22 protein-coding genes are annotated in these 20,874 nt (G+C 60.1%); 1 reads left to right on the forward strand and 21 read right to left on the reverse strand.

Annotation, left to right across the window (positions count from 1 at the left end; genetic code table 11):
* Window positions 1-55 precede the first annotated feature (55 nt).
* The 11 genes from GQ39_RS17120 to flhA form a co-directional block, all read right to left on the reverse strand.
* Window positions 56-844, reverse strand: coding sequence for a ParA family protein (locus tag GQ39_RS17120; protein WP_047531951.1), 789 nt, complete (start codon window positions 842-844; stop codon window positions 56-58).
* A 43-nt stretch (window positions 845-887) separates the two neighbouring features.
* Window positions 888-1,778 carry a flagellar motor protein MotD gene (gene motD, locus GQ39_RS17125; RefSeq protein WP_047531952.1) on the reverse strand — a complete coding sequence of 297 codons (891 nt, stop codon included), beginning with the start codon at window positions 1,776-1,778 and terminating at the stop codon, window positions 888-890.
* 15 nt (window positions 1,779-1,793) lie between these two features.
* Window positions 1,794-2,534 (reverse strand): flagellar motor protein, encoded by a 741-nt coding sequence (locus GQ39_RS17130; protein WP_047531953.1) that lies wholly within the window; start codon window positions 2,532-2,534, stop codon window positions 1,794-1,796.
* Entirely contained in the window at window positions 2,534-3,655 is a 1,122-nt protein-coding gene (locus GQ39_RS17135; RefSeq protein WP_047531955.1) for a protein-glutamate methylesterase/protein-glutamine glutaminase, read from the reverse strand. Before GQ39_RS17135 ends, GQ39_RS17130 begins: the two co-directional genes overlap by 1 nt.
* A gap of 49 nt (window positions 3,656-3,704) precedes the next feature.
* On the reverse strand, window positions 3,705-5,981 hold the full coding sequence (locus GQ39_RS17140; protein ID WP_047531956.1) for a chemotaxis protein CheA: 2,277 nt from the start codon (window positions 5,979-5,981) through the stop codon (window positions 3,705-3,707).
* A gap of 54 nt (window positions 5,982-6,035) precedes the next feature.
* Complete coding sequence (locus GQ39_RS17145) at window positions 6,036-6,824, reverse strand: protein phosphatase CheZ (protein WP_047531959.1); 789 nt, start codon at window positions 6,822-6,824, stop codon at window positions 6,036-6,038.
* A gap of 19 nt (window positions 6,825-6,843) precedes the next feature.
* The gene (locus tag GQ39_RS17150; RefSeq protein WP_003183998.1) at window positions 6,844-7,215 is read right to left on the reverse strand and encodes a chemotaxis response regulator CheY; all 372 of its coding nucleotides are present in this window, start codon (window positions 7,213-7,215) and stop codon (window positions 6,844-6,846) included.
* Window positions 7,216-7,380: 165 nt separating this feature from the next.
* Window positions 7,381-8,121 carry an RNA polymerase sigma factor FliA gene (gene fliA, locus GQ39_RS17155; RefSeq protein ID WP_047531963.1) on the reverse strand — a complete coding sequence of 247 codons (741 nt, stop codon included), beginning with the start codon at window positions 8,119-8,121 and terminating at the stop codon, window positions 7,381-7,383.
* Window positions 8,118-8,948, reverse strand: coding sequence for a flagellar synthesis regulator FleN (gene fleN / locus GQ39_RS17160; RefSeq protein WP_008001746.1), 831 nt, complete (start codon window positions 8,946-8,948; stop codon window positions 8,118-8,120). The genes fliA and fleN overlap by 4 nt, the downstream gene beginning before the upstream one ends.
* Before the next feature lie 116 nt (window positions 8,949-9,064).
* Complete coding sequence (gene flhF, locus GQ39_RS17165) at window positions 9,065-10,393, reverse strand: flagellar biosynthesis protein FlhF (RefSeq protein WP_047531967.1); 1,329 nt, start codon at window positions 10,391-10,393, stop codon at window positions 9,065-9,067.
* 11 nt (window positions 10,394-10,404) lie between these two features.
* On the reverse strand, window positions 10,405-12,534 hold the full coding sequence (gene flhA, locus GQ39_RS17170; RefSeq protein WP_047531969.1) for a flagellar biosynthesis protein FlhA: 2,130 nt from the start codon (window positions 12,532-12,534) through the stop codon (window positions 10,405-10,407).
* A gap of 275 nt (window positions 12,535-12,809) precedes the next feature.
* Between flhA and GQ39_RS17175 the strand changes: the two genes are divergently transcribed.
* Entirely contained in the window at window positions 12,810-13,370 is a 561-nt protein-coding gene (locus GQ39_RS17175; protein ID WP_047531971.1) for a cytochrome b, read from the forward strand.
* A 3-nt stretch (window positions 13,371-13,373) separates the two neighbouring features.
* On the opposite strand, the gene flhB is transcribed toward GQ39_RS17175, so the two are convergent.
* From flhB to GQ39_RS17225, 10 genes are all read right to left on the reverse strand, one after another.
* Window positions 13,374-14,513: a flagellar biosynthesis protein FlhB gene (gene flhB, locus GQ39_RS17180; RefSeq protein WP_047531973.1), complete on the reverse strand. Its 1,140-nt coding sequence runs from the start codon at window positions 14,511-14,513 to the stop codon at window positions 13,374-13,376.
* Between the two features lie 3 nt (window positions 14,514-14,516).
* Window positions 14,517-15,299 carry a flagellar biosynthetic protein FliR gene (gene fliR / locus GQ39_RS17185; protein ID WP_047531975.1) on the reverse strand — a complete coding sequence of 261 codons (783 nt, stop codon included), beginning with the start codon at window positions 15,297-15,299 and terminating at the stop codon, window positions 14,517-14,519.
* 3 nt (window positions 15,300-15,302) lie between these two features.
* Complete coding sequence (fliQ, locus tag GQ39_RS17190) at window positions 15,303-15,572, reverse strand: flagellar biosynthesis protein FliQ (RefSeq protein WP_047531977.1); 270 nt, start codon at window positions 15,570-15,572, stop codon at window positions 15,303-15,305.
* Complete coding sequence (fliP, locus tag GQ39_RS17195) at window positions 15,569-16,327, reverse strand: flagellar type III secretion system pore protein FliP (RefSeq protein WP_047531978.1); 759 nt, start codon at window positions 16,325-16,327, stop codon at window positions 15,569-15,571. Before fliP ends, fliQ begins: the two co-directional genes overlap by 4 nt.
* Window positions 16,327-16,773, reverse strand: a complete 447-nt coding sequence (gene fliO / locus GQ39_RS17200) for a flagellar biosynthetic protein FliO (RefSeq protein WP_047531980.1) — start codon at window positions 16,771-16,773, stop codon at window positions 16,327-16,329. The genes fliP and fliO overlap by 1 nt, the downstream gene beginning before the upstream one ends.
* Complete coding sequence (gene fliN / locus GQ39_RS17205) at window positions 16,774-17,232, reverse strand: flagellar motor switch protein FliN (protein WP_047531982.1); 459 nt, start codon at window positions 17,230-17,232, stop codon at window positions 16,774-16,776. It lies immediately after the preceding gene.
* 69 nt (window positions 17,233-17,301) lie between these two features.
* Window positions 17,302-18,270, reverse strand: coding sequence for a flagellar motor switch protein FliM (gene fliM / locus GQ39_RS17210; RefSeq protein WP_047531984.1), 969 nt, complete (start codon window positions 18,268-18,270; stop codon window positions 17,302-17,304).
* 9 nt (window positions 18,271-18,279) lie between these two features.
* On the reverse strand, window positions 18,280-18,780 hold the full coding sequence (fliL, locus tag GQ39_RS17215) for a flagellar basal body-associated protein FliL (RefSeq protein ID WP_047531985.1): 501 nt from the start codon (window positions 18,778-18,780) through the stop codon (window positions 18,280-18,282).
* Between the two features lie 235 nt (window positions 18,781-19,015).
* Window positions 19,016-20,395, reverse strand: coding sequence for a flagellar hook-length control protein FliK (locus GQ39_RS17220; RefSeq protein ID WP_047531986.1), 1,380 nt, complete (start codon window positions 20,393-20,395; stop codon window positions 19,016-19,018).
* An 89-nt stretch (window positions 20,396-20,484) separates the two neighbouring features.
* Window positions 20,485-20,850: an Hpt domain-containing protein gene (locus tag GQ39_RS17225; protein ID WP_047531992.1), complete on the reverse strand. Its 366-nt coding sequence runs from the start codon at window positions 20,848-20,850 to the stop codon at window positions 20,485-20,487.
* Between the last annotated feature and the right edge of the window lie 24 nt (window positions 20,851-20,874).

A 20,874-nucleotide genomic window follows, 5' to 3' on the forward strand; every position in this document is an offset into this window, starting at 1 on the left:
GTTATCGTTGTCATCCATCGCGAGCAAGCTCGCTCCTACAGGGACTGGATTCATCTCACGCCACCTGCGGAACAAGTTGCGCCGCCAGCAAATGCTTGAGCAACGCACGGTAGGCAAGAACGCCCCGGCTTTTCCCGTCGAATTGCGAAGGCGTCAGCCCTGCCCGGCTGGCATCGCGCAATCGCGTGTCCACCGGAATGTAGCCTTGCCAGATGTCATCAGGGAATTTGTCGCGCAGGACACGCAGCGTGCCCAGAGACGCTTGCGTTCGGCGATCGAACAAGGTCGGCACGATGGTGAACGGCAATTCCTGTTTGCGTGACCGGTTGATCATCGCCAGGGTGTTGACCATACGCTCCAGGCCTTTCACCGCGAGGTGTTCGGTCTGCACCGGGATCACCAGCTGCTGGCTCGCCGCCAAGGCATTGACCATCAGCACGCCGAGCAGCGGCGGGCTGTCGATTACCGCGTAGTCGAAGTCTTGCCACAATTGCGCCAGGCTCTTGGCAATCACCAGGCCCAGGCCACTCTGGCCCGGTGACTGACGCTCAAGGGTCGCCAGCGCCGTACTCGATGGCAGCAGGGAAATGCGTTCGTCGCTGGTGGACAGCAACAACTGGCCGGGCAGGCCCTCAGGGACGCTGCCCTTGTGCAGGAAAAGGTCGTAGTTGCTGTGTTCCAGGGTGTCGGGGTCGTAACCGAAATAGCTGGTCATGGAGCCGTGGGGGTCGAGATCGACCACGACCACGCGCTTGCCCGCCTCGGCCAGCAATCCGGCTAAAGCGATAGAGGAAGTGGTTTTACCGACACCACCCTTTTGATTGGCGACTGCCCAGACTCTCATTCGGATTGTTCCTCCCGGCCGATTGGATCGACCGAGAAATAGCTCAACGTGTTAATGCGGGTGACGGAGAATTGACGGCACCCTCTCGTCCCGGCGACTTGACCGGGGTCGGTGCAGTTTGTGTGCCAGCACGCTTCAACGCGGCGTCGGGTTGCGCATTGGCGGTTCCGGTACCCGTGAGGCTGCGTCGCACATCGAGATTACGCGACACCACCAGCACCACCCGACGATTGCGCGCCCGGCCTTCCACCGTGGCGTTATTGGCCACTGGCTGGAATTCGCCATACCCCACCGACGCCAGACGACTCGGGTTGACCCCCTGCATCGCGAGCATGCGCACGATGCTGGCCGAACGGGCCGAAGACAGTTCCCAGTTGGTCGGGTACTGCGACGTGCGAATCGGTTGATCGTCGGTGAAACCCTCGACATGAATCGGGTTGTCGAACGGCTTCAGAATCGCGGCGACCTTGTCGATGATGTTGAACGCGATGTCGCTCGGCATGGCGTCGCCACTGCCAAACAAAAGGCTGGAATTGAGTTCGATCTCGACCCACAACTCGTTGCCGCGCACAGTCATCTGATTGGAGCTGATCAAGTCGCCGAACGCCGCACTGATGTCGTCGGCGATGCTTTTGAGTGGATCGCTGGTGCCCGCGACACCGGCATCGACCTGATCACTGTCCTGGACCAGTGGCTTGGCCGGGGTCACGGTCTTAGGCCGTTCCTCGCCGATCGGAATGGGTTTCAAGGAGCGATCGGCGTCGGTGAAGACACCGATCAGCGCTTGGGAAATAACCTTGTACTTGCCTTCGTTGATCGAAGAGATCGAGTACATCACCACGAAGAAGGCAAAGAGCAAGGTGATGAAGTCGGCGTAGGAAACCAGCCAACGTTCATGGTTTACATGCTCTTCATGCTGGCGACGACGTGCCATAGTTCATTACCCCCATCAATCCATGAAGCCCTGAAGCTTCAACTCAATGGAGCGAGGGTTTTCACCTTCGGCGATCGACAGGATGCCTTCCAGCAGCATTTCGCGATAACGCGATTGGCGCAGCGCGATGGATTTGAGTTTCGCGGCAATCGGCAACAGCACCAAGTTGGCACTGGCCACGCCATAGATGGTGGCGACGAAGGCCACGGCGATTCCGCTGCCCAGTTGCGACGGATCCCCCAGATTGCCCATGACGTGAATCAGGCCCATCACCGCACCGATGATGCCGATGGTGGGTGCGTAACCGCCCATGCTTTCGAAGACCTTGGCGGCTTCGATGTCACGGCTTTCCTGGGTATAGAAATCGACTTCCAGAATGCTGCGGATCGCCTCGGGTTCGGCACCGTCGACCAGCAGTTGCAGGCCTTTGCGCGAGTAGTTGTCGGGTTCGGTGTCGGCCATGCCTTCCAGCCCGAGCAAGCCTTCCTTGCGCGCGGTCAGGCTCCAGTTGACGACACGGTCGACGCCACCGGCCAGATCGATGCGCGGCGGAAACAGAATCCACGCCAGAATCTGTATGGCGCGCTTGAAGGCGCTAATCGGGGATTGCAGCAACGCCGCGCCGAAGGTCCCGCCGAGCACGATCAACGCCGCCGGGCCGTTGGCCAATGCACCGAGGTGACCGCCTTCGAGGAAGTTGCCACCAATGATGGCAACGAACGCCAGAATGATCCCGATCAGGCTGAGAACATCCATCAGACACACGCCTCGACCAAGTGCCGGCCAATGTCGTCGAGGCTATACACCGCGTCGGCGAGTTCGGCTTTGACGATGGCCATCGGCATTCCGTAGATCACACAACTGGCTTCGTCCTGGGCCCAGATCGAACTGCCGCCCTGCTTGAGCAGGCGCGCACCTTCACGACCGTCGGCACCCATCCCGGTCAACACGACCGCCAGAACTTTGTCACCGTAGGACTTGGCGGCGGAACCGAAGGTGATGTCGACACACGGTTTGTAGTTCAGACGCTCGTCGCCCGGCAGGATTTTCACCGCGCCACGGCCGTCGATCATCATTTGCTTGCCACCCGGCGCCAGCAGCGCCAGGCCCGGACGCAAGATGTCGCCGTCTTCGGCTTCCTTGACGCTGATGCGGCAGAGCTTGTCCAGACGCTCGGCGAATGCCTTGGTGAAGGCTGCGGGCATGTGCTGGATCAGCACGATCGGTGCAGGGAAATTGGCCGGCAACTGGGTCAATACCCGTTGCAGCGCAACCGGACCGCCGGTGGAGGTGCCGATGGCGACCAGTTTGTAGGCCTTGCGTTTTGGCGCTGGCGACGAAGGCGCGTGCGCAGCACGAGCCGGAATCGGCGCCGGTGCCGGACGCACAGGCACGTTGCCGCCATAACTGCCAACGCTCGAAGGCGCGGGTGTCGGGGCGGCGACCGGTGGCGGTGCTGTGTAGGCGCTGATACGTCGGTTACTGCGCGAGATGCTGAGAATCTTCTCGCACAGCAGTTGCTTGACCTTCTCGGGATTGCGCGAAATGTCTTCGAAATTCTTCGGCAGGAAATCCACCGCGCCGGCGTCCAGCGCATCCAGGGTGACCCGGGCACCTTCGTGGGTCAGCGAAGAAAACATCAAGACCGGAGTCGGGCAGCGCTGCATGATGTGCCGCACTGCCGTGATGCCATCCATCATCGGCATCTCGTAGTCCATGGTGATCACGTCGGGCTTGAGGGCCAGCGCCTGATCGATCGCCTCTTTTCCGTTGGTCGCCGTACCGACGACCTGGATATTCGAATCCGCTGAAAGAATTTCCGAGACGCGGCGGCGGAAAAACCCCGAATCATCCACCACCAGGACTTTGACTGCCATAAACACTCCATTAGACAGAGCGAGGCTCAGTTGCCCCGCTCCATCAGAATCAAATACGCCGCGTGGCGTAACGCTTGAGCATGCTCGGAACATCGAGAATCAGCGCGATGCGACCGTCACCGGTAATGGTGGCGCCCGACATGCCTGGGGTTCCCTGGAGCATTTTGCCCAATGGCTTGATGACCACTTCTTCCTGGCCCACCAGTTGATCGACGACGAAGCCGATCCGCTGAGTGCCCACCGAAAGGATCACCACATGGCCCTCGCGCTGCTCTTCGTGAGCGGCGGAGCTGACCAGCCAGCGTTTGAGGTAGAACAACGGCAGCGCCTTGTCCCGCACGATCACCACTTCCTGGCCGTCCACGACGTTGGTGGTCGACAGGTCGAGGTGGAAAATTTCGTTGACGTTCACCAGCGGGAACGCGAACGCCTGGTTGCCGAGCATGACCATCAGCGTCGGCATGATCGCCAGGGTCAATGGCACCTTGATGACGATCTTCGAACCCTGGCCCTTGGCCGAGTAGATGTTGATCGAGCCGTTGAGCTGGGAAATCTTGGTTTTCACCACGTCCATGCCCACGCCACGACCCGACACGTCGGAGATCTCGGTCTTGGTCGAGAAGCCCGGGGCGAAGATCAGGTTGTAGCACTCGGTGTCGCTCAGGCGATCGGCCGCGTCCTTGTCCATCACACCGCGTTTTACCGCGATGGAACGCAGGACGTTCGGGTCCATGCCCTTGCCGTCATCGGAGATCGACAGCAGGATGTGGTCGCCTTCCTGTTCCGCGGCCAGGACTACCTTGCCACCGCGGGCCTTGCCCGAGGCTTCGCGTTCTTCCGGCGACTCGATACCGTGGTCGACTGCGTTGCGTACCAAGTGGACCAACGGGTCGGCCAGGGCCTCGACGAGGTTCTTGTCGAGGTCGGTTTCTTCGCCGACCAGCTCCAGGTTGATCTCTTTCTTGAGCTGGCGAGCCAGGTCGCGAACCAGACGCGGGAAGCGCCCGAAGACTTTCTTGATCGGTTGCATCCGGGTCTTCATGACCGCGGTCTGCAGATCGGCGGTGACCACATCGAGGTTCGACACAGCCTTGGACATGGCCTCATCGGCGCTGTTGGCACCCAGGCGAACCAGGCGGTTACGCACCAACACCAATTCGCCGACCATGTTCATGATTTCGTCGAGACGTGCGGTGTCGACCCGCACGGTTGTCTCTGCTTCACTGGCCGGCTTTTCGTGCGCCGGGGCCGAGGCCGGGGCGCGGGCCGGAGCCGGTGCAGCGGCTGGCGCGGGTGCCGCGGCTGGCGCCGGTGCTTCGGCTTTAGGCTCGGTAGCCTTCGCCACCGGTTTCGGGGCCGCGGCCTTGGTCACGGGCGTCGCCACCGAAGCACTGGCGCCGGTAGCAGTACCGACTTCAGTGAACTTGCCTTTGCCGTGCAATTCGTCGAGCAGCGATTCGAACTCGTGATCGCTGATCAGATCGCTGCCCGCCGCCGCGGCGTTTGGCGCTGCTGGCGTTGGTACCGAAGCGATGGCCGACTCCAGCGCATCGACAGCAAAGTTGCCCTTGCCGTGCAACTGATCGAGCAAGGCTTCGAATTCGTCGTCGGTGATATCGGAGCTGTCGCCCGCCTCTTTCGGGGCTTGCGGTTCCGTGGGCGCAGCAGGCGCCGCCACCGCATCGACGGCGAACTGACCTTTACCGTGCAGTTGATCGAGCAACGACTCGAACTCGGCATCGGTGATTTCGTCACTGGCGGCGGCAGCGCCGTCCGGTACTGGAGCAGCAACTGGCGCTTCAGCCTGGGCCTTGACGGCATTCAGCGAGTCCAGCAGTTGTTCGAATTCGTTGTCGGTGATGTCGCCCGAGTCGCTTTCGGCAACAGGCTCTTGCACCACTTCAACTGCGGGCGCAGGAGCCGCCTCGTCAGCGGTTTGCGGCTCGGCCAGACGGGCCAGCGCCGCAAGCAATTCGGGTGTGGCCGCCGTGATCGGACTGCGCTCGCGGACTTCGCCGAACATGCCGTTCACCGCGTCCAGTGCTTCGAGAACCACGTCCATCAATTCCGAGTCAACGCGACGCTCGCCCTTGCGCAGGATGTCGAACACGTTCTCGGCGATGTGACAGCACTCCACCAGCTCATTGAGCTGAAGGAAGCCGGCGCCCCCTTTTACAGTGTGAAAACCGCGAAAAATTGCATTGAGCAAGTCCGCATCATCCGGCCGGCTTTCCAGCTCGACCAGTTGCTCGGACAGTTGCTCTAGAATCTCGCCGGCCTCAACCAGGAAATCCTGAAGGATCTCTTCATCGGCGCCGAAGCTCATTAAGGGGGTGCTCCTACAGGTCTAAAAACCCAAAAAACCTAAAATTCTAAAACGCTAAAATCCCAGGCTGGATAACAAATCGTCCACATCGTCCTGACCGGACACAACGTCTTCTCTTTTATCGGCATGAATCTGCGGACCTTCACCCTGAGAGAGATGTTTTTGTGGATCTTTTTCTGCAAGCATCGCTTCACGGTCATGTTCGATGCCCGCGAAGCGGTCCACCTGACTGGCCATGAGCACGAGCTTGAGCAGGTTGCTTTCGACTTCGGTGACCAGAAGGGTCACACGCTTGATCACCTGACCGGTGAGGTCCTGGTAATCCTGGGCAAGCAGGATGTCGTTCAGGTTGCTCGACACCGCGCGGTTGTCTGCGCTGCTGCGCGACAGGAACCCGTCGACTCGCCGGGCCAGCTCGCGGAACTCTTCAGCCCCGACTTCGCGACGCATGAACCGCCCCCAGTCCGTGCTCAAGGCCTGGGCTTCATCAGCCAGGCTGTTGACCAGCGGCGTGGCGGTTTCCACCAGGTCCATGGTGCGGTTGGCTGCGGCCTCGGTCAGCTTGACCACATAACCCAGACGCTCGGTGGCGTCGGTGATCTGTGACACCTCCTCGGCTTGCGGCATGTGCGGGTCAATCTGGAAATTGACGATCGCACTATGCAGCTCGCGGGTGAGCTTGCCCACTTCCTGGTACAGGCCGCGGTCACGGGTCTGGTTGAGCTCATGGATCAATTGCACAGCATCGCCGAACCTGCCTTTTTCAAGGCTCGCGACCAGTTCGACGGCGTGTTTTTTCAGGGTCGATTCGAAATCGCCCTGCGATGATTCGTTATGTCCCATAGCTCCCCCGTGGCGCAGTTCAACCAATGCGTTCGAAAATCTTCTCGATTTTTTCTTTCAACGCCTGGGCCGTGAAGGGTTTGACCACATAGCCGTTAACGCCCGCCTGGGCCGCTTCGATGATCTGCTCGCGCTTGGCTTCCGCGGTCACCATCAACACTGGCAGATGCTTGAGTTTTTCATCGGCACGCACGTGGCGCAGCAGATCAATACCGGTCATGCCAGGCATGTTCCAGTCCGTCACCAGAAAGTCGATGCTCCCGCTGTTGAGAACCGGAATGGCAGTAGTGCCATCGTCGGCCTCGACCGTGTTGGTGAACCCAAGGTCACGCAACAGGTTTTTTATGATCCGCCGCATCGTTGAGAAGTCATCAACGATGAGGATTTTCATGTTCTTGTCCAATTCGACCTCCAAGCAGACTAAAACGCGCCCAGCACCTGGACGCGCCATTTCAATCAATCTGGCAAAGCACTTAATAACAGTCTGGAGTACAACGGATCGAGACCGGCGCGGTTAATACCCCACCAGTCACGTCGCAGTGTCCCCACACTGCCTTCAGCGCGCTCGCCACTCTCCCAAACGCCCCCGCAAGCGGGCCGCGCACTGGCTGTGTAACTGGCTGACCCGAGATTCGCTAACCCCCAGGACCTCACCGATTTCCTTGAGATTCAACTCTTCGTCGTAGTACAGCGCCAACACCAGTCGCTCGCGCTCCGGCAAATTGGCAATCGCATCCGCCAGCGCCGCCTGGAAGCGTTCATCTTCCAGATCGCGTGACGGCTCGAGATGAGCACTCGCGCCATCCTCGTGCAGCCCTTCGTGTTCGCCGTCCTGCAACAGATCGTCGAAGCTGAACAACCGGCTGCCCAGGGTGTCGTTCAAAATCCCGTAATAATCATCGAGACTCAATTGGAGTTCGGCCGCAACTTCGTGATCTTTAGCGTCACGGCCGGTTTTAGCTTCAATCGAGCGAATTGCGTCGCTGACCATGCGCGTGTTGCGGTGAACCGAACGAGGCGCCCAGTCCCCCTTGCGCACTTCATCGAGCATGGCGCCGCGGATTCGTATGCCCGCGTACGTTTCGAAACTCGCGCCTTTGCTGGCGTCGTATTTGGCCGACACTTCCAGCAGGCCGATCATCCCGGCCTGGATCAGGTCTTCGACCTGGACACTGGCCGGCAGACGCGCCAGCAAATGGTAGGCAATGCGTTTAACCAGTGGCGCGTAACGCTCGATCAACTCGTACTGCGCGTCACGTGCCGACTTCTTGTAAAGGTTGTAACCGCTGGCGGTCATAGCACGGGTCCTGCCGTTTGTTGCACGAGGCGCTCAACGAAAAACTCCAGGTGTCCGCGCGGGTTGGCAGGCAGCGGCCAGGTGTCGACTTTCTGGGCTATAGCCTTGAACGCCAGCGAGCACTTGGAGCGCGGGAACGCTTCGTAGACGGCACGTTGCTTCTGTACCGCCTTGCGTACGCTTTCGTCGTAAGGCACGGCACCGACATATTGCAGGGCGACGTCGAGAAAGCGATCCGTGACCTTGGTCAGTTTGGCGAACAAATTGCGGCCTTCCTGCGGGCTCTGCGCCATGTTGGCCAGGACCCGGAAACGGTTCATGCCGTAATCGCGGTTGAGCAATTTGATCAAGGCGTAGGCGTCGGTGATCGAAGTCGGCTCATCGCAGACCACCAGCAAGACTTCCTGCGCCGCGCGGACAAAACTGACTACCGAGTCACCAATACCCGCAGCGGTGTCGATCACCAGTACGTCGAGGTTGTCGCCGATGTCGCTGAAGGCCTGGATCAGGCCGGCGTGTTGCGCCGGACTCAGATGAACCATGCTCTGGGTGCCGGACGCGGCCGGCACGATGCGGATGCCGCCCGGCCCCTGCAACAGGACGTCACGCAGCTCGCAGCGGCCTTCGATTACGTCGGCCAGGGTACGTTTGGGTGTCAGGCCCAGGAGAACGTCGACGTTCGCCAGCCCCAGGTCGGCGTCCAGCAGCATGACGCGACGGCCAAGCTCAGCTAAAGCCAGGGACAAGTTCACTGACACGTTAGTCTTCCCGACGCCACCTTTGCCGCCGGTCACCGCGATCACCTGTACGGGATGCATGCTGCCCATGTTATTTCTTTACCTTGTCTTGCATAGACGGAGGCCACATTACTGGCTGCGCGTTCTCAACCGGAACAATGCATGGCAGACCATCGATGTAGGTACAAAAACTATTCATTTTTACCTCAGCCAACCTGCTTTGTCGGACTGTGGTAGATGTCAGCGAACATGTCAGCCATGGCTTCTTCGCTGGGTTCTTCCTGCATTTGCACGCTAACGGCGCGACTGACCAACTGATGACGACGCGGCAGATGCAAATCATCCGGAATCCGCGGGCCATCGGTCAGGTAGGCCACCGGCAGTTCATGACTGATGGCCAGGCTCAACACCTCGCCCAGACTGGCCGTTTCATCCAGTTTAGTCAGGATGCAGCCGGCGAGCCCGCAGCGCTTGTAACTGTGATAAGCGGCGGTTAGAACCTGTTTCTGGCTGGTGGTTGCCAGAACCAGATAATTTTTCGATTTGATGCCCCGACCGGCCAGGCTTTCGAGCTGCATGCGCAGGGCCGGATCACTGGCCTGCAGGCCGGCGGTATCGATCAGCACCACGCGCTTGCGCAGCAAGGGATCCAGCGCCTGCACAAGGGATTGCCCCGGATCGACATGGGTCACCGACACATTGAGAATCCGACCAAGGGTCTTGAGCTGCTCCTGGGCACCGATGCGGAAGCTGTCCATGCTCACCAGCGCGATGTTCTGCGGGCCGTACTTGAGCACGTAACGGGCGGCCAGCTTGGCCAGGGTGGTGGTCTTGCCCATGCCGGCGGGGCCGACCATGGCAATCACGCCGCCCTCTTCCAGCGGCTCCATTTCCGGCGTAGCGATCATCCGCGCCAGGTGCGCCAGCAGCATGCGCCAGGCCTGACGGGGTTCGTCGATATCGGTGATCAGCGCCAGCAGATCCCGCGACAACGGGCCGGACAGGCCGATGCGCTGCAAACGGCGCCACAGGTTCGCCTGATCCGGACGACTGCCTTGCAGTTGATTCCAGGCCAGGGAGCCGAGCTGTACTTCCATTAGCTCACGCAAGCTGTTGAGTTCGAAACGCATGGAGTCCAACGCCCGCGGGTCCACACCACTCGACGCTGGCGCAGCAGCGGGTGCAGGACGGCGGGGTTCGGCATACGTGGGTTCGATCAACGGCTCGGCAGCGGTCAACGGCAAGCCGGCGAACAATTGACGATTGGTGCCAATGTCGCTCTCGCCATCGCCTCGCAGGCTCAATTCAGCCTGGGCGGTGACGATCCGCGATTGCGTCTTGCGTAGCTCGTCCTCAAGCTCCATGTTCGGCACACGCGGGGCCAGCGCCGACAGCTTGTAATCCAGGGCAGCCGTGAGTTCGACACCACCGGCGATACGGCGGTTGCCAATGATGGCGGCGTCGGCGCCCAGCTCATCACGAACCAGCTTCATGGCCTGACGCATATCGGCGGCGAAAAAACGCTTAACTTGCATAAACCACTACCTCAGCCGTTGGGCCCTACTGTCGCAACGATGGTCACTTGCTTGTTGTCAGGAATTTCCTGGTAAGCCAACACGTGCAAACCCGGGACTGCCAGCCGGCCAAATCGCGAAAGCATCGCGCGAACCGGACCAGCGACCAGCAGAATCACCGGTTGACCTTGCATCTCTTGACGCTGTGCCGCATCGATCAACGAGCGCTGCAGCTTCTCAGCCATGCTTGGCTCCAGCAGAACGCCCTCTTCAGAGCCTTGTCCTGCCTTCTGCAGACTATTGAGCAATATTTGTTCCAACCTTGGCTCCAGAGTGATAACCGGTAGCTGCGACTCAGTGCCTACAATGCTTTGGACGATTGCGCGGGATACGCCGACGCGCACGGCGGCCACCAAGGCGGCAGTATCTTGACTCTTGGCGGCATTGTTCGCGATGGCTTCGGCGATGCTGCGAATGTCCCGCACCGGCACCTGCTCGGCCAATAGCGCCTGCAGCACCTTGAGCAACTGCGACAGCGAAACCACGCCCGGCACCAGCTCTTCTGCCAGTTTTGGCGAGCTTTTGGCCAGCAACTGCATGAGTTGCTGCACTTCTTCGTGGCCGATCAGCTCGCTCGAATGCTTGTACAAAATCTGGTTCAAGTGGGTTGCCACTACTGTACTGGCATCGACCACGGTATAGCCGAGCGATTGCGCCTGTGCACGCTGGCTGATTTCGATCCAGACCGCCTCCAGGCCAAAAGCCGGATCTTTGGCGGTGATGCCATTGAGCGTCCCGTAGACCTGCCCCGGGTTAATCGCCAACTCGCGCTCCGGGTAAATCTCCGCCTCGGCCAGGATCACCCCCATGAGGGTCAAGCGATAGGCACTGGGTGCCAGGTCGAGGTTGTCACGTATATGCACGGTGGGCATCAGGAACCCGAGGTCCTGAGAGAGCTTCTTGCGCACGCCCTTGATTCGCGCGAGCAACTGGCCACCCTGGTTTCGGTCCACCAGCGGAATCAGGCGATAACCCACTTCCAGGCCGATCATGTCGATAGGCGTCACATCGTCCCAACCCAGTTCCTTGGTTTCCTGGGCGCGAGCCGGCGAAGGCAACAGTTCTTGCTGACGCTTGGCCTCTTGCAGCGCCTGGACCTTGGACACGTTCTGCTTCTTCCAGAACAGGTAGGCGCCGCCTGCCGCCAGGGCCGCCATGCTCAGGAACGAGAAATGCGGCATGCCGGGCACCAGGCCCATGACCGCCATCAAGCCAGCGGCCACCGCCAGCGCCTTGGGCGAGGCGAACATCTGGCGATTGATCTGCTTGCCCATGTCTTCCGAACCGGAAGCACGGGTCACCATGATCGCGGCAGCGGTCGACAACAACAGTGATGGCAATTGCGCCACCAAACCGTCACCGATGGTCAACAGCGCGTACACCTTGCCGGCATCGGCAAAGTTCATGTTGTGCTGGAAGATCCCGACCGCCATGCCGCCGATCAGGTTGATGAACAGAATCAGCAGGCCGGCAATGGCGTCACCGCGAACAAACTTGCTGGCACCGTCCATGGAACCGTAGAACTCGGCTTCCTGAGCCACTTCCATCCGGCGCAGCTTGGCTTGATTCTGATCGATCAGGCCGGCGTTGAGGTCGGCGTCGATGGCCATCTGTTTACCGGGCATCGCGTCCAGGGTGAAACGCGCGCTGACCTCGGAGATGCGTCCGGCACCCTTGGTCACCACGACGAAGTTGATGATCATCAGAATCGCAAACACCACGATACCGACCACGTAGTTACCGCCGATCACCACCTCACCGAAAGCCTGGATCACCTTACCGGCAGCGGCGTGGCCGTCCTGACCATGGAGCATCACCACCCGCGTGGAGGCCACGTTCAACGCCAGCCGCAACAACGTCGCCACCAGCAGAATGGTCGGGAACACCGCGAAATCCAGCGGCCGCAAGGCGTACACGCACACCAGCAGCACGACGATCGACAGGGCAATGTTGAAAGTGAAGAACACGTCGAGCAGGAACGGCGGCACCGGCAACATCATCATCGCCAGCATGACCAGCAGCAACAGCGGCACACCCAGATTGCCTCGACTGAGGTCAGCGATATTGCTGCGGGCACTGTTGATTAACTGAGAGCGATCCACCGGTTTTCCCCGTTCCTTTAAAGCAAACTTTTGACGCCTGAAGCGGGCGCAGAGCGGCTACTGCAAGAAGCCTTCCAACTTTTGCGAAGGGAGAAACAGATGTTTTTTTCTGGGGGATATGGATGGCCTGGACGGACGTGCTCACGGGCTTGCGCTTTTGCAACACTTCTTCCGGAACCATCGGCGCGACGACTAACCCCCGGTTAATGCAGCCTCTGCAAACTGCGGCCCGGCAACGAATATCGATAAGACCTTGAAACAGGAAGGAAACGGCAATGCAGGACATTAAGAAAACTGAATACACCAGCACCGCCAAGTGGTTGCACTGGGGCATGGCGATGGTCTGGATGATCAGCTGGGCGATGGGCATTTTGGCCACGCACTGGCGTGATGAGTTGAATCCTCAACACGGGCTCACCTTTTTGCACAAGGCGCTGGCCAGTACATTGCTCTTTGCCATTGTCATACGCATTGCGTGGCGACTGATGCACCAACCGCCTGCCTTGCCGCAAAGCATGTCTGCACTGATGAAACGCGGCGCAATGATCGGACATGCGTTGCTCTACGCAATAGCCCTGATTTCCTTGCCCCTTTCAGGCTGGTACTGGAGCTCGGTTGCAGACAAACCCATCCTGGTGGCGGGCCTGTTTACTCTGCCTTCACTGGTGAATCCCGATCCCGATCTCTACGACCTGGCCAAATACACTCATACCTGGACCTCGTGGTTCTGTGGCGCACTGGTCGGCGGGCATATCTTGATTGCGTTGAAGCACCAATTTATCGACAAGGACAACATCCTCGCTGCAATGCTGTCAAAAACCAAAACGCAACGTTGAAAATCAGGCGTCGCGCCGCAAATCCGGCGGAATCGGCAGATCATCCTTGAGCGGCTCCGGCCGCTTGCCTTTGCCTGCGCGGTACTGGCGAATCTGATAGACATACGCCAGCACCTGCGCGACGGCCAGATAGAGCCCACCCGGAATTTCCTGCTCAAGCTCGGTGGAGTAATAAATCGACCGCGCCAACGCCGGCGACTCCAGCAACAGAATCTCGTTGGCCGCCGCGATTTCCCGAATCTTCAAGGCCAGGAAGTCGCTGCCCTTGGCGATCAGCATCGGCGCCCCGCCCTTGTCCGGATCGTATTTGAGCGCCACGGCGTAGTGGGTCGGGTTGGTGATGACCACGTCCGCCTGGGGAATTGCCGCCATCATCCGCCGCTGGGACATATCGCGCTGCAGCTGGCGAATCCGCTGTTTGACCTCTGGGCGCCCTTCCTGATCCTTGTGTTCGTCGCGGATTTCCTGCTTGGTCATCAGCAGTTTCTTGTGGCTTTCCCAAAGCTGTACCGGGACATCCACGGCGGCGATGATGATCAGCCCGCAAGCCATCCACAAGGTGCTCCAGCCCACCACTTGCAGACTGTGGATGATCGCCATTTCCAGCGGTTCATGGGCGATGCGCAACAAGTCGTCGATGTCGGAGGTCAACACCGCCAGGGCCACGAACAGGACGATGATGAACTTGGCCAGGGCCTTGAGCAATTCCACCAGCGCCTTGCCGGAAAACATGCGCTTGAGGCCCGGACCGGGGTTCATGCGACTGAATTTGGGCGCCATGGAACCCGCGGCGAACAACCAGCCACCGAGCGAAATCGGTCCAATAATCGCCGCCAGCACCATCGCAATCATGAAGGGTTGAATCGACCAGAGCGCGATTTTCCCTGAATGCATGAGGTAGGTGGCCATGGATCGCTGATCCAGAATCACCTCCCGCGGCAGCGAAAAATTCAGGCGCATCAGCTCCATCATGTCTTGCGCCATGACCCCGCCGAAAATCAGCAGCGCACTGGCACCGACGAGCATGATGGCCAGGGTGTTCAGCTCCTTGGAGCGGGCAATCTCGCCCTTCTCCCGGGCATCCTTTTTCTTTTTCTCCGTGGGGTCTTCTGTTTTGTCCTGACCGCTTTCGCTCTCTGCCATGACTCAGCGCGCCTGTACCAGTTCGCGTAAAAACTGCAAGGCCTCGGAGGCCATCGGTTGATACTGATTGAGAATGTCCGCCAGCCCGACCCAGACGGTAAACAGCCCGAGCACCAGCGTCAGTGGAAAACCTATGGAGAAAATGTTCAATTGCGGCGCCGCCCGGGTCATCACGCCAAAGGCGATGTTGATCACCAGCAACGCCGTGATCGCCGGCAACACCAGCAGCAGCGCCGCACCCAGCACCCAGCCGAGCTTGCCGGCCAGCTCCCAGTAATGATTGACCGTCAAGCCACTACCGACCGGCAGCGTAGTGAAGCTTTCAGTGAGCACCTCGAACACCACCAGATGGCCGTTCATCGAGAGGAACAACAGCGTCACCAGCATGGTGAAGAATTGCCCGATCACCGCCACCGACACACCGTTGGTGGGGTCGACCATGGACGCGAAGCCCATGCCCATCTGAATGGCGACGATTTGCCCCGCCACGACGAAGGCCTGGAAGAACAACTGCAACGAGAAGCCCATTACCGCACCGATGAGGATCTGCTCGGCGATCAGCAGCAACCCACTCAGGTCCAGGGCATGCACCGGCGGCATGGGGGGCAGGCCCGGCGCGATGACCACGGTGATCGCCACGGCGAAATACAGGCGTACCCGCCGGGGCACCAGGGTCGTGCCGAAAACCGGCATGACCATCAGCAGCGACCCCACGCGAAACAGCGGCAACATGAATGCTGCCACCCAGCTACTGATCTGGGTGTCGGTCAATGCGAGCAGCGACATGGTTTAACCAATGACCTGCGGAATGCTGCCGTACAACTGCTGGATGTACTCCATGAAGGTTTGCACCAACCACGGACCAACAACGATCAGCGTCACCAGCATCACCAACAGACGCGGCAAAAAGCTCAGGGTCTGTTCGTTGATCTGGGTGGCGGCCTGGAACATCGCCACCAACAGACCCACCAGCAAACTGGGGATGACCAGCACGGCCACCATCATGGTGGTCAACCACAGCGCTTCGCGGAAGATATCGACGGCGACTTCAGGCGTCATGGCGACACACCGCCAAAACTGCTGGCCAGGGTGCCGATGATCAACGCCCAGCCATCCACCAGTACAAACAGCATGATTTTGAACGGCAGGGAGATGATCAGAGGCGACAGCATCATCATACCCATGGCCATCAGCACACTGGCCACGACCAGGTCGATGATCAGGAACGGAATGAAGATCATGAAGCCGATCTGAAACGCGGTTTTGAGCTCCGACGTCACGAATGCCGGCACCAGGATGGTCAGTGGCGCCTGATCAGGCGTGGCAATGTCGGTGCGCTTGGACAGGCGCATGAACAGCTCCAGATCGCTGGTGCGGGTCTGGGCGAGCATGAAGTCCTTGATCGGCACCTGGGCCTTGGCCACGGCATCCTGGGCGGTGAGTTTCTCTGCCAGGTACGGCTGCAAGGCATCCTGGTTAACGCGATCGAACACCGGCGCCATGATGAACAGGGTCAGGAACAGCGCCATGCCCGTGAGAATCTGGTTCGACGGCGTCTGCTGCAGGCCCAGGGCCTGACGCAGGATCGAAAAGACGATGATGATCCGGGTGAAACTGGTCATCAGCATGACGAACGCCGGGATGAAACTCAGCGCGGTCATGATCAGCAGGATCTGCAGGCTGACCGAGTACTCCTGCGCGCCCAGGGCATTGGTGCCCAGGGTAATCGCCGGGATTGATAGCGGATCGGCGGCGAACGCCAGCGGCGCGGCCAGCATCAGCGCCAGCGTCAAGACGATGCGTAACGCACCCATTACTTCTTATCCTTCTGATCCTTGCCCAACAGCTCCATCAGGCGCTGGGCAAACTCGGGGGTCGTCGACTCGGTATCGGGCACCTGCACCGGCTCCTTGAGCACATGCAACGCTGTGATGGTGCCAGGGCTCAGACCCAGAAGAATCTGCTCGTTGCCGACTTGCACCAGCATCAAACGGTCACGCGGGCCCAGGGCACGGGAACCGATCAGTTCGATCACCTGCCCCTTGCCGGCCGGGCCGGCCTGCTGAACCCGGCGCAACAGCCAGGCGAGAAAAAAAATCAGCCCCAGCACCAGCAGCAAGCCGAATACCAGTTGCGTCAATTGCCCGCCCACACCGCTGCCGACCGCGGGTACGGCAGCGGCGTTCGCAACCGTCGCCACCGGTTCGGCCGCCAGCACGCTGAGCGGCAACGCCAGCACAAACCCCAGAAGCCTTTTCACTCAGCGCAGCTTCTTGATGCGTTCGCTTGGGCTGATCACGTCGGTCAGGCGGATGCCGAACTTCTCGTTGACCACCACCACTTCGCCGTGGGCAATCAGCGTGCCGTTGACCAATACATCCAGAGGCTCGCCGGCCAGGCGATCGAGCTCGATCACCGAACCCTGGTTGAGCTGCAGCAGGTTGCGGATGTTGATGTCGGTGCTGCCGACTTCCATGGAGATCGACACCGGAATGTCGAGAATCACGTCCAGGTTCGGACCCTCGAGGCTGACCGGCTCGTTGTTTTTCGGCGAGCTGCCGAACTCTTCCATGGGCAAGCGATTGGATGACGAACTGGCCGCATCGGCGGCCAGCAAGGCATCGATGTCGTCCTGCCCGGCATCACCGGTTTCTTCCAGGGCCGCAGCCCATTCGTCCGCCAGCGCCTGGTCGTCCTGGGTATTCATGTCGTTTGCCATCTCGTGTTCCTCGGCAGGCAACCATTCGATTGGAAGCCGTCAGTTAAAAGCGAATGTTTAGGGCGCCTGTCAGCGGCGTTCGATCGGCTCGATCACCTGCAACGCGAGGTTGCCTTTGTGCGAGCCCATCTTGACCTTGAAGGCCGGCACACCGTTGGCGCGCATGATCATCTCTTCCGGCATTTCCACCGGGATCACATCCCCCGGCTGCATGTGCAGGATGTCGCGCAGGCGCAGCTGGCGACGGGCAACCGTGGCGCCGATTGGCACGTCGACATCCATGACGTCCTGGCGCAATGCATTGACCCAACGCTCGTCCTGATCGTCGAGGTCCGACTGGAAACCGGCGTCGAGCATTTCGCGCACCGGCTCGATCATCGAGTACGGCATGGTCACGTGCAGGTCACCGCCACCGCCATCGAGTTCGATGTGGAATGTCGAGACCACAATGGCTTCGCTCGGACCGACGATATTGGCCATGGCCGGGTTCACTTCCGAGTTGATGTACTCGAAGTTCACTTCCATGATCGCCTGCCAGGCCTCCTTCAGATCGACGAAGGCCTGTTCCAGCACCATGCGCACGACACGCAGCTCGGTCGGGGTGAATTCACGACCTTCGATCTTCGCGTGACGGCCGTCACCACCAAAGAAGTTGTCCACCAGCTTGAACACCAGTTTGGCGTCGAGGATGAACAGCGCGGTACCGCGCAGCGGCTTGATCTTGACCAGGTTGAGACTGGTCGGCACGTACAGCGAGTGCACGTATTCGCCGAATTTCATCACCTGCACGCCACCGACCGCCACGTCTGCCGAGCGGCGCAGCATGTTGAACATGCTGATGCGTGTGTAGCGGGCGAAACGCTCGTTGATCATTTCCAGGGTCGGCATGCGTCCACGGACGATGCGATCCTGGCTGGTCAGGTCATAGCTTTTGACGCTGCCGGGTTCGGCAACGGTATCGGTCTGTACCAGACCATCGTCGACGCCATGCAACAGCGCGTCGATCTCATCCTGGGACAGCAGGTCTTGCACGGCCATGTCGTGTTCCTACTGCAGTACGAAATTAGTGAAAAGCAACTGTTCGATGACCACTTTGCCAAGTTCTTTCTGCGCCACTTCCTGGACGCTGGCCGTGGCCTTCTGGCGCAACATTTCCTGGCCGACCGGCGACGCGAGCGTGGCGAAGTCTTGCCCGGAGAACAGCATGACCAGGTTATTGCGGATCACTGGCATGTGAACCTTCAGTGCATCCAGATCAGCCTGGTTGCGGGCCAGCATGGTGATGCTCACCTGCATGTAGCGTTGACGGCCGTTCTGGTTGAAGTTGGCCACGAACGCCGGCGCCATGGATTCGAAAATCGCGGGCTGCTTGCCGACCGGAGCGGTCTCAGCCACGGCAACAGGCTTGCTCTGGTTACTGTGCATGAAGTACCAGGTCGCCCCCACGGACAAGCCGATCGCCAGTAGCACGGCCACCACGATCAAGATAACCAGCTTGAGTTTGCCTTTGGTTGCGGGGTCTTTTACTGCTGCGTCGCTCTTCGCCATGCCAATAATCCGTCACTATTCGGGTTTTCACAGTCGCACGGCAAGGCAAGAGCAAGTGTTATGCCAGAAGTATCGGAATGGAGATGGGTGGGGATGCATACGATATGAAGCACGCCGCAACACCCTGTGGGAGCGGGCTCGCCCGCGATGGCGGTGTAACAATCAACGAACATGCTGAATGTAATGACCCCATCGCGGGCAAGCCCGCTCCCACAGGGTTATGTATCTGGCGGAATCAGGCGTAGTAGTCGACAGCACTGGAGCCGATCACGCTGGTCGTTGTCGCAGCCACTTCAGCCACGCTCGAGGCGATATCGTCATCCACGGCGTCGAGGCGGCCACCACTGGTACTGGTACGCCCACTCTGCCCTTGATGAGCCTGATCCTGTCCTTGCTGCGACCCACGGGACTGGTCGGACACGTTGACATCGACCTGCCCCATGCCCTGCTGCGCGAACATGTCACGTAACCGATGCATCTGCCCGTCGAGTGCCTCGCGAACAGCCGGATGAGCGCTCATGAACGTCACCTGGGTCTGTTGATCCGGCACCATGTTGACCCGAATGTCGAGGCGCCCCAGTTCCGCCGGCTGCAACTGAATGTCAGCCGCCTTCAGATTGGCACTCGACAGGTACATGACACGATTGACCACTTCGTCGGTCCAGCCACTCTGATGCATGGCGATCGGCTGGTTCACGGGCAATGCGTTGGCGGTTTTCGGCGTGGCTGCCTGAGTCAATGCCGCCAGACGGTTGGCGAAATCATCGACCCGAGTGTCGCTGCTGGCGGATTTGAGATCCTTCAAACCGTCATCGATCAGACCACTGAACGCCTTGTCCCCCCCTTGGCTGGTGCTGTCCTTGTCGGCTTGCACTTCGAGCATGCTCGCCATGCCGGCGGCAAAACTCTGTGCCGAGGTCGGCTCTCCATCAGCCTGCGCCTGTGCGGAGGTCGGTGCCGCTTTCGGCTGCGCCTGACTGGATGCGGAAACGTGGCCGCTCTGCTCCATCGCCATGCGAACAGCCGGTAACGCGTCAAGGGGATCGGCTTCGGGATCGAAATCGGGATTCGTGGTCGCGGCGGCCGCCGTCGTTGTCGTTGTCGCTGGCGCTGGCGCTGTCACCGCTGCGGCGACTGGCGCTTCAGCCGAGGGCTGTACAGTTTCAGCCACTGGCGGCGTTGTCGGCACAGGGGCGGTCACCACCGGCTGCACGGCCTCCATCATGGCCGGATCGAGCGCCGGGTCAACCGGCGCTGTATCGGTAGCCAAGGTCTGCGCGGCATCCGAAGCATTATCGCTGGCGGCCTTGTCACCGCCCTGCGCCGGTTTATCGGCGGGCAAGGTTTTGCCGCTATCGGCAACCGTCGGTTCCGGGGCGGCAGATTTATCGCCGGCGATGTCTTTTTTTCCGGCGTTGTCGGGAGCTGTTTCGCGTGCCGGCTTGGCCGATCCGTCTGCCGCTGCAACGGGTTTGTTCTCGGCTTGCCTGGCGTAGACCTGCGCGAAGCTGGAGGCCTTGTCCCCGGGCTCAGCGGTTGGCGCCGTGGAATTGGCGGCAGCTTGAGTCTTGGCCTGCGCGGCGGCCTGAAGAAGTGAATTGGGGGTAACGGGCATGAAACGGTCTCCGCTGCACTGGGCTCGTAGGTACAGTTGGGGGAGATTACTGCAAGGGTCGCGCCAGTTTTGTTCAAACGGTGCCGTGACTAGCGCCGAATGATCAAACTGGCGGAGAGCGAACGCCGTCGCTCCTCCTCATAGAGCGGTCGAACGAACGCAAATTCGCGATCGATTTCCGCGACAAGCGCCTCAGCGCCTGAAAGATTTTGCCCTTGAGCCTTCAGCTCCAGCTCATGACACAGGTCAGCCAGGCGAATCGCGCCCATGTTGCTGCTACTGCCCTTGAAGCTGTGGGCCATCTCAAGGATCTGCGTAGCGTCGGCGGCCTGTTTCAGCAGCTGCAAGCGCTGTTCGGAATCAGCGAGAAAGGTATCCACCAGGATCGGATACTCGCCCTCCATGACCTCTTGCAACGCGCTCAGCACGTCCGGGTCGAGATGTGTGTCTGCCACTTGCTCACTCCTTGATCAAGAATG

This window comes from Pseudomonas sp. 11/12A, assembly GCF_000800055.1.
GTDB lineage: Bacteria > Pseudomonadota > Gammaproteobacteria > Pseudomonadales > Pseudomonadaceae > Aquipseudomonas > Aquipseudomonas mohnii.